This window comes from Tsukamurella sp. II2bb (assembly GCF_057815145.1).
Window position 1 is genome coordinate 1 of the sequence record NZ_JBYPZI010000003.1, and the last position, 14,387, is coordinate 14,387.

Genomic DNA, 14,387 nt, shown 5'->3' on the forward strand with positions numbered 1-14,387 from the left:
GGCGGTTTCTAGGGGTCGACGCAACACTGCCTGTTCTACTGGGTGGTGATTAGATCACGCATACGCTCGGCTGGGGTTTCCCAGCCGAGCGTTTTGCGTGGTCGGCTGTTGAGTTGCTGAGCGACGTGCTCGAGATCCGCGGGGCCGTAGACGCTCAGGTCGGTGCCCTTGGGGAAGTACTGCCGGAGCAGCCCGTTGGTGTTCTCGTTGGTGCCGCGCTGCCAGGGGCTGGCTGGGTCGCAGAAATACACCTGCATATCGGTGGCCACGCTGATCTGCGCATGCCGGGCCAACTCTGCGCCTTGGTCCCAGGTCAGCGACCCGCGTAGGTGCGCGGGCAGGTCTTTCATCGCGGTGATGATCGCGTCGCGGACCTGTTCGGCGTCGTGCCCGTCGGGCAGGTGCAGCAGCATCGTGTAGCGGGTGGAGCGTTCGACGAGAGTGCCGATCGCGGTCTTGTTCTGCTCACCGGTGATGAGATCCCCCTCCCAATGGCCGGGAACAGCACGGTCCTCGACTTCGGCCGGGCGGTCGCTGATCATCACCATCGGGTCGATGAACCGCTGATACCGCTCACCTTCTTTCCGCTGCGGTTTGCGTTTGGTTCGTCCGGTCCGGAGTGCTTGCTGCACTTCTCGTTTCATCCCTCCACGGGCTTGGAAGTACAAGGCCTGGTAGATCGTCTCGTGGCTCACCCGCATGCTCTCGTCGTCAGGGTGATCCCGGCGCAGACGGTGCGAGATCTGCTCCGGCGAGAGCTTCCTCGACAAGCCCTCCTCGACCTCTGCCCGCAGGACCGTGTTCACCACCAGTTTGGACTGCTTCGGCCGCGCCCGAGCCGCCACCGCTACCCGATCGGCCTGATACGGCAGATACCGGCCGCCGATGCTGCGTTGACGGACCTCCCGGGAGATGGTGGAGACGTTCTTGCCGATCCGGGCGGCGATGGTCCGCATCGAGTCCTTGAGTACCAGCCCGTCAGCGATTGCGATGCGGTCATCGAGCGAGAGGTAACGGTCACTGATCGCGATCGCGATCGCCGAAGCATCGTCTCGGCTCGAGATGGCACTGGTCACAGCCTGTTTGTAGATCGTCTTGGTTCGATAGTCCACGACTGTGCCGTCCGGGTGGATCCGCCTGCCACTGGTTCGTCGGATTCCCTGGCGCCAGTCCCGGGCGGTGCGTTCGTTCACCTGCACCTCACGGGCCGCGCGCGCTGACGACCACCCCTGATCGAGCAGCGCGAGAAATCGCTTCCTCGCCTCCGGCTTACCCACCGCCTTCAGCTTGTCCGCCGTGACCAGACCGGCATCGACCAAGACCCTGCGAGCGACCGAGAACGCCACATCGCACTCGATCGCAGCCTTGTTGATCGAGCCGGTCCGATCGAACACCGCCACGATCCGCTCCGGATCTGCCGGCCTACCCGGCCCGCGAGGCGGCCCCACCGGGTGGCCAATCGCCCGCAGAATCGCGTAACACCGCCGCCGCGGCACACCCACCGCGACAGCGGCCTCCTTCACCGGAACACCGGAGTCGACCAGCTGCGCCAGCTCGCCGCCGAACCGGGCACAGTCCTCCTGAAACGACATGATCGCCGCAACCTCTCGTTGAGAGTGTTGCGACGATCATGTGAACCCGCCCCACGGAGTCCGGGCCTTCGGCGTTCGTGCAGGGGCTCTGCCCCGGCGGGCGGTACGGCGCAGCCCGCCAACGCGCGTCCTTCGGCGGCAGTACGGACGACTCGGCTCGGGAGGGCTTCCTGTTCTGGAACGGCGCGAAGCTCTACGTCGTCAAACGGCGGAACTTCAAGACCTCGTTCGTCGATCAGCGGCACTTCTTCGACTCGGCCGCGGAATACCCGAATCCCCACATCGTCAATCTGATCGCCGATCCGAAGGAACGCGAGCCCGTCGAATACCCGCATCTGCACACCTGGGTGATCGCGCATATCGCGCGGTTGATCGAGGACTTTCAGGAGAGCGTTTCGCGCGAACCCGTGATCCCGCCGGGCGCCCCGGTCGACTTCGTGCCGACGCGCTCCGCCGGCTGATCGGGCCGTCCGCCGCCCGGCTCCTACCGCATCGGCCCGCCGAATGTGCGCGCCCGCCGGTTTCGTGTGCCCGCCGGTTTCGCGGGGTGGTCGGAGCTAGGGTGGCGGATGCCGGGGTCGGGCGAAACCGACGCCCGGTGAAGAAGTCGACGCGCCCGCGATCAGGGCGCACATATCGGAAGGATCAGCCGTGCTCCACCGAACTCATCTCCCGATCCCCGATCCGCCGCGCACCGGGCTGATCACGTACGACGCCAAGGATCCCGACACGCCACGACCGCCGATCCGGGAGATACGTCCGCCGGACGGTGCCCCCAACATCCTGCTGATCCTCCTCGACGACGTGGGATTCGGTGCGTCGAGCGCGTTCGGAGGGCCGTGCGCGACGCCGGTGGCCGAGCGGCTCGCCGCCGGCGGCCTGAAGTACAACCGGTTCCACACCACCGCGCTGTGCTCGCCCACCCGGCAGGCGCTCCTCACGGGGCGCAATCACCACTCGGCGGGCATGGGCGGGATCACGGAGATCGCCACGGGCCAGCCGGGTTACGACTCGGTGCTGCCGAAGAGCATGTCCCCGATCGCGCAGACGCTGAAGCTCAACGGGTACAGCACCGCGCAGTTCGGTAAGTGCCACGAGGTTCCGGTCTGGGAGACCAGCCCCGTCGGCCCGTTCGACGCCTGGCCCACCGGTGGCGGCGGGTTCGAGTACTTCTACGGCTTCATCGGCGGCGAGGCGAACCAGTGGTATCCGTCGCTGCACGAGGGGACCGTCCCGGTCGAGCCCGATCGCACGCCGGAGGAGGGGTACCACTTCATGGCGGACATGACGGACAAGGCGATCGCGTGGATCGGCCAGCAGAAGGTCCTCGCGCCGGACAAGCCCTTCTTCGCCTACTTCGCCCCGGGTGCCACGCACGCACCGCACCACGCGCCCAAGGAGTGGATCGAGAAGTACCGCGGCCGATTCGACGCGGGCTGGGACGCCCTCCGGGAGGAGACCTTCGCCCGGCAGAAGGAGCTCGGGGTGATCCCGGCGGACGCGGAGCTCACCGCGCGGCCGAAGGAGATCCCGGCCTGGGACGAGATGCCGGAGGAGCTCAAGCCCGTGCTCCGGCGGCAGATGGAGGTGTACGCCGCGTTCCTCGAGTACACCGATCATCACGTGGGCCGGCTCATCGACTCGGTCGAGCGGCTCGGACTACTCGACGACACGCTGATCTACTACATCGTCGGCGACAACGGTGCGTCGGGCGAGGGCACCTTGAACGGCACCTTCAACGAGATGCTGCCGTTCAACGGTATGGCGGCGATCGAGACTCCCGAGTTCATGATGAGCAAGATCGACGAGTTCGGCGGCCCGGACTCCTACAACCACTACGCGGTGGGCTGGGCGCACGCGATGGACACGCCGTACCAGTGGACCAAGCAGGTCGCCTCGCACTGGGGCGGCACGCGCAACGGAACGATCGTGCACTGGCCTCACGGCTTCGAGGCTCGCGGTGAGCAGCGCTGGCAGTTCCACCACGTCATCGACGTGGCGCCGACCCTGCTCGAGGCCGCCGGCCTGCCGGAGCCGCTGTTCGTCAACGGCGTGCAGCAGGCACCGATCGAGGGCACCAGCATGCTGTACTCGTTCGCCGACGGCGACGCCGCCGATCGGCACGAGACCCAATACTTCGAGATGTTCGGCAACCGCGGCATCTACCACAAGGGCTGGACCGCCTCGACCCGGCACAAGACGCCGTGGCTGATGATCGGCGAGGACGTGCCGGCCTTCGACGACGACGTGTGGGAGCTCTACGACACCACGAAGGACTGGACGCAGGCCCGCGATCTGTCCAAGGAGATGCCGGAGAAGCTGCACGAGTTGCAGCGCTTGTGGCTGATCGAGGCCACCCGGTACAACGTGCTGCCGCTCGACGACGATCTGGCGGCGAAGTTCAACCCGGACATCGCGGGCCGGCCGGTGCTGGTGCGGGGCAACACCCAGGTGTTGTTCGGTGGCATGGGCGGACTCGGTGAGAACTGCGTGCTCAACCTCAAGAACAAGTCGCATGCGGTGACGGCGGAGATCGTCGTACCCGAGGGCGGCGCCGAGGGCGTGATCATCGCGCAGGGCGGCAACATCGGCGGCTGGAGCCTGTACTGCCTCGGCGGCAAGCTGAAGTACTGCTACAACCTCGGCGGGATTCACCACTTCTACGCCGAGTCCGCGGAGCCGGTGCCCGCCGGCGAGCACCAGGTGCGAATGGAGTTCGCCTACGACGGTGGCGGGCTCGGCAAGGGCGGCGAGGTCACCCTCTACGTCGACGGTGTCGCCGCTGGCACCGGGAAGGTCGCGGCCACCGCCGCGATGGTCTTCTCCGCCGATGACGGGTGCGACGTGGGCCGGGACTCCGGTTCTGCGGTCAGCCCGGACTACCGGCCGGGCGCGACGAAGTTCACCGGCACGGTCAAGGGCGTACAGCTCGCGATCGATGAGGCCGCCGACGCCGAGGGCCACCGCGTCTCGCCCGCCGACGCGGTGCGGATCGCGCTCGCGCGGCAGTAGGGCACGGTCGATGTGGCGGAGGACCGGTTGCCGCGAACCGGTTCTCCGCCGCGTCACCTCGCGCGGTGCGGTGCCGGCGTCGGGTGGACCTCCAACGATTTGGTGATCGGTTGCCGATCCGGTACTGTTTCCCGAGTCGGAACGCCGCCCTGCGACGGTCCGGAAGTTCTAGCCCCCGTCGTCTAGCGGCCTAGGACGCCGCCCTCTCACGGCGGTAGCGTGGGTTCGAATCCCATCGGGGGTACAGACAAGACGAAGGCCGGGATCCATGATCCGGGTCTTCGTCGTTCCTCCCTCAGGCCGCGGGTACCGCGCGCGACGGTGCTGTGGTGTTCGGGATGGTGCTCTCGGCGGGCTTCGCGTCGTGCAACCCGGACGGTGTGAAGGCCGCGGCGAGGCCGATGCCGAGCAGGGACACCACGATCCCGCTGGTCGCCGCCCAGGTCTCTTCCGAGCCGATGCCGTACCCCTGCAGCACCGCCTGGAGTGCGGCGGTGGTGAGATAGACGGCGTTCCGCCACTGGGACTCGCAGTTGACGACGGCGATGAGCAGCGTGACGCCCGCGACCGCCAGCGAGGACCAGGCCGCGGCCTGTTTCCCCGGGATCATGCCGCTCGCGGACAGCAGGGTCACGACCGGACCCGCGGTGGCGTACATCACGCGCCGGACCGAATCGGGGATCTTCCACGGGAAGATCCTGCGTCGGATGTCTTCCATGATCTTCACCTCTTCCTTCTCGCGTGCCCTATGACGCCGCCGGCGCGGCTGCCGCGCCCGGAACACCGGCCGTACCGGCGCCGTCGTTCGGACCGACCACGGTCGTGCCGTCGGGCGACCAGTACAGGCGCCCGTGCTCGAAGTCCTGCCGTACGCCACCGTCGGCGAGCCTCATCTCGGACGAGATGGGCCAGCCCAGCGGCCCCTTCTCGTAGCCGTCGCGGGCCCAGCGGGCGCCGATCGTTCCCGAGACGAAGAAGCCCTGTGCGGCGTCCCGGCGCCGGTAGAGCACGCCCCGCTCGAAGGCCTGGACCTGGCCATCCGGCAGCTCGGTGTGATCGACGGTCGGGTAGCCGAGGGGCCCGTTCTCCCGCTGGTAGCTCGTGTACGACTCGAGCAGCCGAGTCGGGATGGGGTGCGCGCCGGTGAGGGCGGTCCAGTAGACCGCGCCGCCCTGGAAGGCGGCGAACCACCCCCGTCCGTCGGGGCAGCCCACGGTGACGAGGTCGCGCCGGTCTCCGAGCCAGGCGGACGCCCGGGACGCAGCGGCCGCGATCGCGGACTCCGCGCCCGCCGCCGGACCCACGGGCACCGTCGGCGCGGGACCGACGGGCGGCGCGACGGGGGCGCCGTCGTCCTTCGACGGCGCTGCGGCGAGGACTTTCGCGAGCCCCGCACCGTCGGCGGACGGGCCGGCGAACGTGGCGACGTCGGCGGCGAAGACGTCCCACGGGAAGCCGTCGCCCACGTCGGTGTGGTCGCCGATGCCGAGGGCCCGGGTCACGTAGCGGTGGTCGCTGATGCCGGCCGTCACGCGGTAGGGCGGCGCGATGACGGTGGTGGCGAAGCCGTACTTGCGGGCGTCGGCGACTGCGAGCCACGCGGCGATGGTGAGGTCGCCGCGCCGGGCGAGCCAGTCGGCCCGGGACCAGCCCGCGTGGCTGCCCGCGAAGCACAGGTTGATCGTGTACGGGTTGGCGCTGAGCACGCTCCATGACGCGTAGTCGGTGTCGACGACGTCGCAGACGATGCCGTCGCGCACGGTGTAGTGGTAGCTCGCGTTGTGCGCGGAGTCGTTGCAGTACGCGGCGAGCCGCTCGGCGCTACTGTTGCCCTCCTCGGTGTGCAGGAGGAAGTTCCGGATCACGGCGCCGTTGCGTGAGGAGCGCGAGTCGCCCATCCGGTCGAGTTCGGTGTAGGCGGGGGCGGGGGACATGGCGACTCCGTTCGGGTCGACTCGGGTGGGATCGGGTGCCGCCGCGGCGAGCCGGTCGTAGAGCGCTTGGGCCTCGGTCATGCGCTCGTCGTAGCGGTCGGGGAAGGCGGACCGCTGGACCGCCTGCGCGTACCAGCCGGGGGTGTGGGCGGGCGAGTCGTAGGGGAGGGCCTTCAACGCCGTGTAGAACAGCCGCGAACTGAGGGTGGGATCCATGCGTTCGTGCGCGCTGGACCCCCACCACGGTGCCCGCTGCTGCAGCGGGCCGACGCTGTTGGCGTCGGAACCGACGGCGTCGTGGGGCTCCGTGAGCGAGTCGGGATCCTTGGCGTTGGCGTAGACGGTGAGGTTCGATTCGACGAGGCCGGTCGCGAGGCAGATCACGATCCCGCGTTCCGAGACGCCGGACCGGCGTCCCTCCGCGATGAACGCGGCCGCGACGTCGTCGCGGGTGTACGCGCTCATGCCGGCACCGCCGACATCTTCCAGCTGCAGACGCGGGCCAGCAGGTCGATCCCGGAGACCGGGTGGTTCGTGCTGTCGCGCCACATAGGCAGTGCGTACGCGGTGGTGTGCTGCCCGCTCGCGAAGCCTGCGAGGTCGGACGGCCAGGACCACCAGCCCGGGTTGAGCCAGTTCCCGAGGTTCGACAGATCGGAGACGACATCCTCGATGCCGTGCTCCACCAGTTGTGCCACCAGGCGATTCGGATCGGTGAGGGTGAAGGCCATCACCGGTCCGGCGAAGGCGTGCAGTGGTGAGACAGCGGGGCACGAGGTGATCACGTCCCCGGGGCTCGCGATCTCGAACAGCGGCACCGGCGATCTCTGGTCGTTGGGCACCGTCCCCGTGCCGCCCGTCGCGTAGATGCCGAAGCGGTCCGGCGCGATGGGCAGGCCGTAGGAGACGCCGGCCCGCCGACTGGGATCGGCGATGGTGCCGACCATGCGGCAGCCGGAGGTGTCGGGACTGGTTTTGAGCCACCGGATCACGCCGACGGCGCCGAGCGAGTAGCCCAGGACGATGTACCTGTCGCCGGGGTGGAGCGCGGCGATCCGGGTGCGGAGCCAGGTCACCACCTCCGTCGCGCTGTTGTCGCCCGACGGTGCCAGCGGGTCGTGGGCGGCGCCGTCCAGGCTGATCGACGCGCTGTACTGCACCTGCTCGACGGTGACGCCGTGCACCTGCCGGGTGACGTTGTCCAACATGTTCCCCGAGACCGGTTCCCCGGTTCCGCGGGCACAGAAGATGAAATCTGACATGGAAACGCTCCTTCGAAGCGGGGATCGCCCGGGCGGGGGAGGAATTCCGCTGTTCCATACGGCGATCTGAGAAAGAGTGTCCGCAGTCCTGGCCGCGGGGGCACGAGTAGCGCACTACCCGATTCCCGACGGCCGCCGGCCACGACGGTGCGTGATCATCGGCAGTTGATCTCGAAATTCGAATTTTCGAATATTAGTATCCGAATCAACCTGTCGGGCAGGAAAATCCAGATGATTCGACCGGTGCCGACTGGTCGTACGCGTATTAGAATAAGTGTTCATGCGACAGCGGTTGCGGATCGTCGAGCGGGGGCGCGAATACGACGATGTCCGCACCGCGCTGGACACGGCGTCCGCGGGCTGTGGCGTCATCGTCACGGGGGACGCGGGGGTCGGCAAGACGACGCTCGCGCGGTCGGTCGCGGCGGATTCGAACCTGCGCGTGCAGTGGGTCGCGGGAACGGAGTCCGCCCGCGGCATACCGCTCGGGGTGTTCGCGCACCTCGTCGGCTCGGCCACCTCGACGGACCCGGTCACCTACCTGTCGGCGGCGCGGGAATCGCTCCTGGCGGACGGGCATCTGGTGATCGGCGTCGACGACGCCCACCTACTCGACGAGCTGTCCGCCACGCTGCTGCACCAGCTCGCCATCGACCGCGCCGTTCACCTCATCGCGACGGTGCGCAGCGGCGAGGCGGTACCCGACGCCATCACGAGCCTGTGGAAGGACGGGCACGTCGTCCGGATCACGCTGGCGCCCTTCACCCTGGAGCAGAGTGTCGAGCTGGTCGAGTCGGCGGTCGGCGGACGGCTCGAGGGCCTCTCCGCCCGGCTGATGTGGGAGGCGTCGGGTGGGAACGCGCTCTACCTCAAACACCTCGTGCAGGGCGCGCTGGAATCGGGCGCGCTGCGCGAGGTCGGCGGGGTCTGGCAGATGCGCGGGCGCGCCGCCGTGACCTCCGAGCTGGCCTCCCTCCTCGACCGGCGGGTCGACCACCTCGACGACGACGTCCTGCACGTGCTCAAACTGCTCACGCTCTGCGAGCCGGTCGATCTCGACGTGCTGGCCGATCTCGGCGGTGACGACGCGGTGGAGAAGGCGGAGGCCGAGGGGCTGATCCGGATCGCGCGTGAGGGCCGCGCCCTCTCCGTCCGGTACGCGCACCCGCTCTTCGGCGAGGTGATCCGGGGCCGGATGGGGCTCGCGTCCTCCCGGCGCCTGCGCGGACACCTCGTCGCCGCCCTCGAACAGAGGGAGATCAGCTCTGCGTCGGACCGGATCCGGCTTGCCGGACTCGCGCTCGACAGCGACGCCGATCTCGACCCCGCCCTCCTGCGCGACGCCGCCCGCGACGCCCTGATGCTGGCGAACGTCCCGATGGGGGAGCGTTTCGCCCGTGCCGCGCTGGACGGTGGGGCGGGCCTGCCGGCCGCATGCATGCTGGCGCGCGCGCTCATGTGGCAGGGCGAGGCTGCCGAATCCGACCGGGTGCTAAGGGCTTTCGATCCGGACGATCTCGGCGAGGTCGAGTTGGTGCTCTGGGGCGCGCAGCGGATCGGGAACCTGTTCTGGGCGGTCGGCGACGTCGCCGGTGCGAATCAGGTGCTCGCCCTGCTCTCCGAGCGGGTGGAGACGCCCGTCCTCGCGCTCATCGTGCAGGGGATCGGGGCGGCGTGCGCCGCGTTCACCGACGATCTGCCGCGGGCGCTGGAACTCTCGGATGCAGTGATCGGGTCTCCGGCGGCGACGCCGTGGGCGGTCGAATGGGCGGTCTTCGCGGGAGGTTTCGCGCGGGCGCTCACCGGCCGCGGCGACGAGGTGGCGGCGCTCGCCGCCCGCGGCCGCGAGGCCGAGCGGTACACCGACGGCGTGCTGCGGTTCCCCGCGGGCTACGGGGAGATCCTCGCGCTCACGCTCACCGGTTCCTTCGAGCGTGCTCGCGCGGCGGCGCAGCGCTACGTCGAATTCCGTTCGGCGGGGCAGTTCCTCGCGTGGGCCCTGTCCGGCATCCACGTCAGCGCGGTCGACCTCGTGGAGGGCCGCTTCGTGCGGGTGATCCAGCAGGCCGAGCAGACCCTCGCGACGGTGCGCGACCGCCCCGACGTCTCGTGGGTCTTCCCGGCGCGATTCCAACTGGCGCAGGCGTACGCGGCCCTCGGGGACGCCGCGGCGGCGGGGGCCGCGATACAGGACGCCCGCCGTCACTTCGGGGACAACGTGGCTGTCTTCGGCCACCAGCTGATGCTCGCGCAGGCGTGGCAGGAGGCGGCCACGGGCACGACCTCGATGGCGATCACGACCGCCCGCGGTGCGGCGGATGCGGCGGCCGCGAACGGGCAGAGTGCGATCGAGGCGGAGGCGCTGCACACCGCCGCGAGGCTAGGTGACGCCGATCCCGTGCTCGCGCAGCGTCTCGACGCGCTCGCGCAGCTGCTCGACGGCGTGCTCGTGCCGGTCTACGCGCGGCACGCCCGCGCGCTGGCCGCCCGGGACGGCGCGGCACTCGACGCCTGCGCGGCGGAACTCGAGCGGATCGGCGCGCTGCCCTCGGCGGCGGACGCGGCCGCCGCAGCGGCGAGCGTCCACGCCCAGGAGGACCGGCGGAGCGCGATGCACGCCTCCGCGGCCACCGCGGACCGTCTGGCGGCGGCGTGCGGCGGGCTGCGGACCCCCGCGCTCGTGGAATCCGCTCACCCCCTACCTCTGACGACGCGGGAGCGGGAGATCGCGAACCTCATCGCGGCCGGGTTGACGAACAAGGAGATCGCCGACCGGCTCTTCCTCTCGGTCCGGACCGTCGAGGGGCACATCTACCGGGCCTGCGCGAAGGTCGACGCGACGGACCGCGCAGGCCTCGCCACGGCACTCGCTCGAGGGGGCCGCGATGCCGCCCGAATCAGGTAGTCCGCTACTCGTGAGCGACGGCCGCACGCTTCGTACGGTCGGACCATGAACGCCAAGCGACCTCCCCAAACACTGGTGATCTGCTGCGACGGCACATGGCAGACGCCGGACGCGCAGTACGTCTCGAACGTGGAGAAGATCGCCCGGGCCGTGGCCCCCGTCGGCTGGGCCGGCGAGCCTCAGATCGTCTACTACCAGCGCGGCGTGGGCTCCAGCGGCCCCGCGATGCAGCGCCTCCTCGCCGGCGCCTTCGGCATCGGGCTCGACGACAACCTCCTGGACTGCTACCGCTTCCTGGCGCTCAACTACCAGCCCGGCGACCGGATCTCGGTGTTCGGCTTCAGCCGCGGCGCGTACACCGCTCGCAGCTTCATCGGGATGATCGTCTACATCGGGTTGCTGACCCCCGATGGCCTGGCGCAGAACAAACTGCGGGATGCGAAGGAGCTGTACCGGACGAGGCCGCCCGAGGGGACGAAGGACCCCGTCCATGATGCGAAGCTCGCCGCGCTGAAGCCGTACTGCCACGACGCGAGCACCGTGACGATCGACACCCTGGGCGTCTTCGACACCGTCGGTGCCCTGGGGGTCCCTGGCATAGCCCGCAGGAAGTACCAGTTCCACAACATCGAGCTCAGCCCGAAGGTGAGCCGGGCACGCCAGGCCCTCGCGCTCGCCGAGCGCCGACGGATCTTCGCGCCCTGCCTGTGGGGCGGCCGGCACCGGGACATCCGGCAGGTGTGGTTCGACGGTGTCCACCTCGACGTGGGCGGCGGGGAGTCGAACTCGTACTACTCTGATCGGTCCCTGCGCTGGATGATGGGCGAGGCGGCGCAGCGGGGGCGCCTCCGCGAATCGGTGCGGCCCGACAGCCCGATCCGGCCCGAGGACTACGACGACTACCCGGGCCTGCGCTTCGACTGGTCCATGATCGGGACCGGGCTGTGCCCCGTCCCTCCTCGCGTCGAGCACGACTCGCTGGGATTCGGGTACAAGATTCTGAACGTCATCTTGTCGGTCGGTGCCTCATTGCGCCGGCGCGAGCCCGGTGAGGTGCCGGGCTTCGCCGGTGGATGGCGCACGTTGGCTCCCACTGTCGTGACGAAGAAGAACAACAGGAGGGTGATGACCCGCGCCTACGACGTCCACATCGAGCGCCGCGCGGCGCTGCGCGGGATCAATCCGAACATGGCGCGCTGGGTGGCCGAGGTGCGCGACGCCCTCAGCCTCAAGTCCGACGGCTCGACGGGGCCGACCGATGCGGGCGCCCTGGAGAACCTCTACGTCGACGTCCCCGACTTCGCTGCGCTCAGCGCACCGCGCGAGGACGCGAATGCGGCGCAGAGCCGGCCGGTCACGTCGATATCGCAGACCTGCACCTGCGCGAGGTCCTTGGGCTGATCCGCGGTGCCGGAGCGGCTCAGATCCGCCGCTGCAGCGCCTCGGCCGCCTGCAACAGGTCCGCGGCCCAGCGGGCGCCGGGGCGGCGGCCCATGCGGTCGACGGGGCCGGAGACGGAGATCGCGGCGATCACCTCGCCACGCTGGTTGCGGACCGGTGCCGAGACGCTGGCCACGCCGGACTCGCGTTCACCCGCGCTCTGTGCCCAGCCGCGCCTGCGCACCTCGGCGAGCGCGCGGTCGCTGAAGAAGGAGTCCGTCCGGGGGTCGGCCCATGCGGAGAGGACCTTCGCGCCGGAGCCGGCGGTCATCGGGAGCCGTGAGCCCACCGGTACCGTGTCCCGCAGGCCCGAGGGCGGTTCGGCGGCCGCGACGCACACCCGGTGATCGCCCTCGCGGCGGTAGAGCTGGACCGATTCGCCGGTGATCTCGCGGAGCCGGGGCAGCACCATCGCGGCCGTGTCCACGAGCGCGTCCGCCGTGCTGGCGGCGAGTTCGCGCAGCGCGGCTCCGGGCCGCCACAGCCCGTCACCGTCGCGGGTGAGCAGGCCGTGCAGTTCCAGCCCCACCGCCAGACGGTGCGCCGTGGCCCGCGGCAGCCCCGTCCGGCCGCACAGGTCTGCCAGGCTCGCGGGCTCCTGCGCGGCTGCGCGAAGCACGGCGACGGACTTGTCGAGCACGCCGATGCCACTGACCGGGGTGAGGCTTTCGGGGGCGTCCGTCGGTGCGGTATCCTTTCCCATAGTTCGATACTAGGCTCTCGCATGGTGGGATTCAACGCGCAGCCCGCGCCCGCCCGGCGGAGCGAAGATTATGGAGCAGGTGGGAAGCATGCAGCCGCGCACAATGGCCGAGAAGGTCTGGGACCAGCACGTCGTCGTCAAGGGGGAGGGTGAGGGTGCCTCCCGCGAGCCCGATCTCATCTACATCGACCTGCACCTCGTGCACGAGGTGACCAGTCCGCAGGCCTTCGACGGCCTGCGCCTGGCGGGCCGGCCGGTGCGGCGCCCGGACCTGACCATCGCCACCGAGGACCACAACGTGCCCACGGACACGCTGGTCCAGCCGATCGCGGACGAGGTCTCTCGCACGCAGGTGGAGACGCTGCGCCGCAACTGCGCCGAGTTCGGCGTGCGGCTGCACTCGATGGGCGACGGCGAGCAGGGCATCGTCCACGTCATGGGGCCGCAGCTCGGCCTCACCCAGCCGGGCATGACCGTCGTCTGCGGTGACAGCCACACGTCCACGCACGGTGCCTTCGGTGCCATCGCGATGGGCATCGGCACCTCGGAGGTCGAGCACGTGCTCGCCACCCAGACGCTGCCACTGAAGCCCTTCAAGACCATGGCCATCAACGTCTCGGGGGAGTTGCAGCCGGGGGTCACCGCCAAGGACCTGATCCTCGCCATCATCGCGAAGATCGGTACCGGCGGCGGCCAGGGCTACGTGCTCGAGTACCGCGGCAGCGCCATCGAGAAGCTGTCGATGGAAGCGCGGATGACCATCTGCAACATGTCGATCGAGGCGGGCGCGCGCGCCGGCCTGATCGCGCCCGATCAGATCACCTACGACTACCTCGAGGGGCGCGAGCACGCGCCCAAGGGCGCCGACTGGGACGCCGCGATCGAGGCCTGGAACGCCCTCCGCACCGACGAGGGTGCGGTCTTCGACGCCGAGGTCGACATCGACGGCAGCGCGCTCACGCCGTTCGTCACCTGGGGCACGAACCCGGGCCAGGGCGCTCCGCTGAGCGCCTCGGTCCCAGATCCCGAGTCCTTCGGCTCCGACGGCGAGAAGGAGACCGCTGCGAAGGCGCTGCAGTACATGGGTCTCGAGGCGGGCACGCCGCTGCGGGACATCGCCGTCGACGCGGTCTTCGTCGGCTCGTGCACCAACGGCCGGATCGAGGACCTGCGGGCGGTCGCCGAGATCCTGCGCGGCCGCAAGGTGGCCGACGGTGTCCGGATGCTCGTCGTGCCCGGCTCGATGCGCGTGCGCGCCCAGGCGGAGGAGGAGGGTCTGGGGCAGATCTTCCTGGACGCCGGAGCGGAGTGGCGGCAGGCCGGTTGCTCGATGTGCCTCGGGATGAACCCGGACCAACTCGCCGCCGGGGAGCGCTCGGCGTCCACCTCCAACCGCAACTTCGAGGGGCGGCAGGGCAAGGGCAGCCGCACGCATCTGGTCTCGCCGGCGGTCGCCGCCGCCACGGCCGTGCGCGGCACGCTCTCGGCCCCGGCCGATCTGGACCCCGTCGCCGGCGCGTAGCCGCCTTTTCCATTCCA

Annotated in this window: 10 protein-coding genes and 1 tRNA gene; 6 read left to right on the forward strand and 5 right to left on the reverse strand. The window is 69.9% G+C overall.

What is annotated here, in order from left to right; genetic code table 11:
• Positions 1–35: 35 nt before the first annotated feature.
• Positions 36–1,241: an IS30 family transposase gene (locus tag AC21LY_RS08500; protein WP_489046438.1), complete on the reverse strand. Its 1,206-nt coding sequence runs from the start codon at positions 1,239–1,241 to the stop codon at positions 36–38.
• A 428-nt stretch (positions 1,242–1,669) separates the two neighbouring features.
• Between AC21LY_RS08500 and AC21LY_RS08505 the strand changes: the two genes are divergently transcribed.
• From AC21LY_RS08505 to AC21LY_RS08515, 3 genes are all read left to right on the forward strand, one after another.
• Positions 1,670–2,053 (forward strand): hypothetical protein, encoded by a 384-nt coding sequence (locus tag AC21LY_RS08505; RefSeq protein ID WP_489045994.1) that lies wholly within the window; start codon positions 1,670–1,672, stop codon positions 2,051–2,053.
• A 190-nt stretch (positions 2,054–2,243) separates the two neighbouring features.
• A complete protein-coding gene (locus AC21LY_RS08510; RefSeq protein ID WP_489045995.1) occupies positions 2,244–4,604 on the forward strand; it encodes a sulfatase-like hydrolase/transferase in 2,361 nt (786 codons plus the stop codon).
• 171 nt (positions 4,605–4,775) lie between these two features.
• Positions 4,776–4,848, forward strand: a tRNA-Glu gene (locus tag AC21LY_RS08515).
• Positions 4,849–4,899: 51 nt separating this feature from the next.
• Here the strand turns inward: AC21LY_RS08515 and AC21LY_RS08520 are convergent.
• The 3 genes from AC21LY_RS08520 to AC21LY_RS08530 are packed head-to-tail and all read right to left on the reverse strand — an operon-like array spanning position 4,900 to position 7,800.
• The gene (locus tag AC21LY_RS08520) at positions 4,900–5,322 is read right to left on the reverse strand and encodes a phage holin (RefSeq protein ID WP_489045996.1); all 423 of its coding nucleotides are present in this window, start codon (positions 5,320–5,322) and stop codon (positions 4,900–4,902) included.
• A 28-nt stretch (positions 5,323–5,350) separates the two neighbouring features.
• Entirely contained in the window at positions 5,351–7,003 is a 1,653-nt protein-coding gene (locus AC21LY_RS08525; protein ID WP_489045997.1) for an N-acetylmuramoyl-L-alanine amidase, read from the reverse strand.
• The gene (locus AC21LY_RS08530) at positions 7,000–7,800 is read right to left on the reverse strand and encodes a hypothetical protein (protein WP_489045998.1); all 801 of its coding nucleotides are present in this window, start codon (positions 7,798–7,800) and stop codon (positions 7,000–7,002) included. Before AC21LY_RS08530 ends, AC21LY_RS08525 begins: the two co-directional genes overlap by 4 nt.
• Before the next feature lie 280 nt (positions 7,801–8,080).
• On the opposite strand from AC21LY_RS08530, the gene AC21LY_RS08535 reads away from it, so the two are divergent.
• Positions 8,081–10,705 (forward strand): helix-turn-helix transcriptional regulator, encoded by a 2,625-nt coding sequence (locus AC21LY_RS08535; protein WP_489045999.1) that lies wholly within the window; start codon positions 8,081–8,083, stop codon positions 10,703–10,705.
• Between the two features lie 45 nt (positions 10,706–10,750).
• Positions 10,751–12,106 (forward strand): T6SS phospholipase effector Tle1-like catalytic domain-containing protein, encoded by a 1,356-nt coding sequence (locus tag AC21LY_RS08540; protein ID WP_489046000.1) that lies wholly within the window; start codon positions 10,751–10,753, stop codon positions 12,104–12,106.
• Positions 12,107–12,125: 19 nt separating this feature from the next.
• Here the strand turns inward: AC21LY_RS08540 and AC21LY_RS08545 are convergent, their stop codons facing one another.
• Positions 12,126–12,848, reverse strand: coding sequence for an IclR family transcriptional regulator (locus AC21LY_RS08545; RefSeq protein ID WP_489046001.1), 723 nt, complete (start codon positions 12,846–12,848; stop codon positions 12,126–12,128).
• Between the two features lie 88 nt (positions 12,849–12,936).
• On the opposite strand from AC21LY_RS08545, the gene leuC reads away from it, so the two are divergent.
• Positions 12,937–14,370, forward strand: a complete 1,434-nt coding sequence (gene leuC, locus AC21LY_RS08550; protein WP_489046002.1) for a 3-isopropylmalate dehydratase large subunit — start codon at positions 12,937–12,939, stop codon at positions 14,368–14,370.
• Positions 14,371–14,387: the final 17 nt, after the last annotated feature.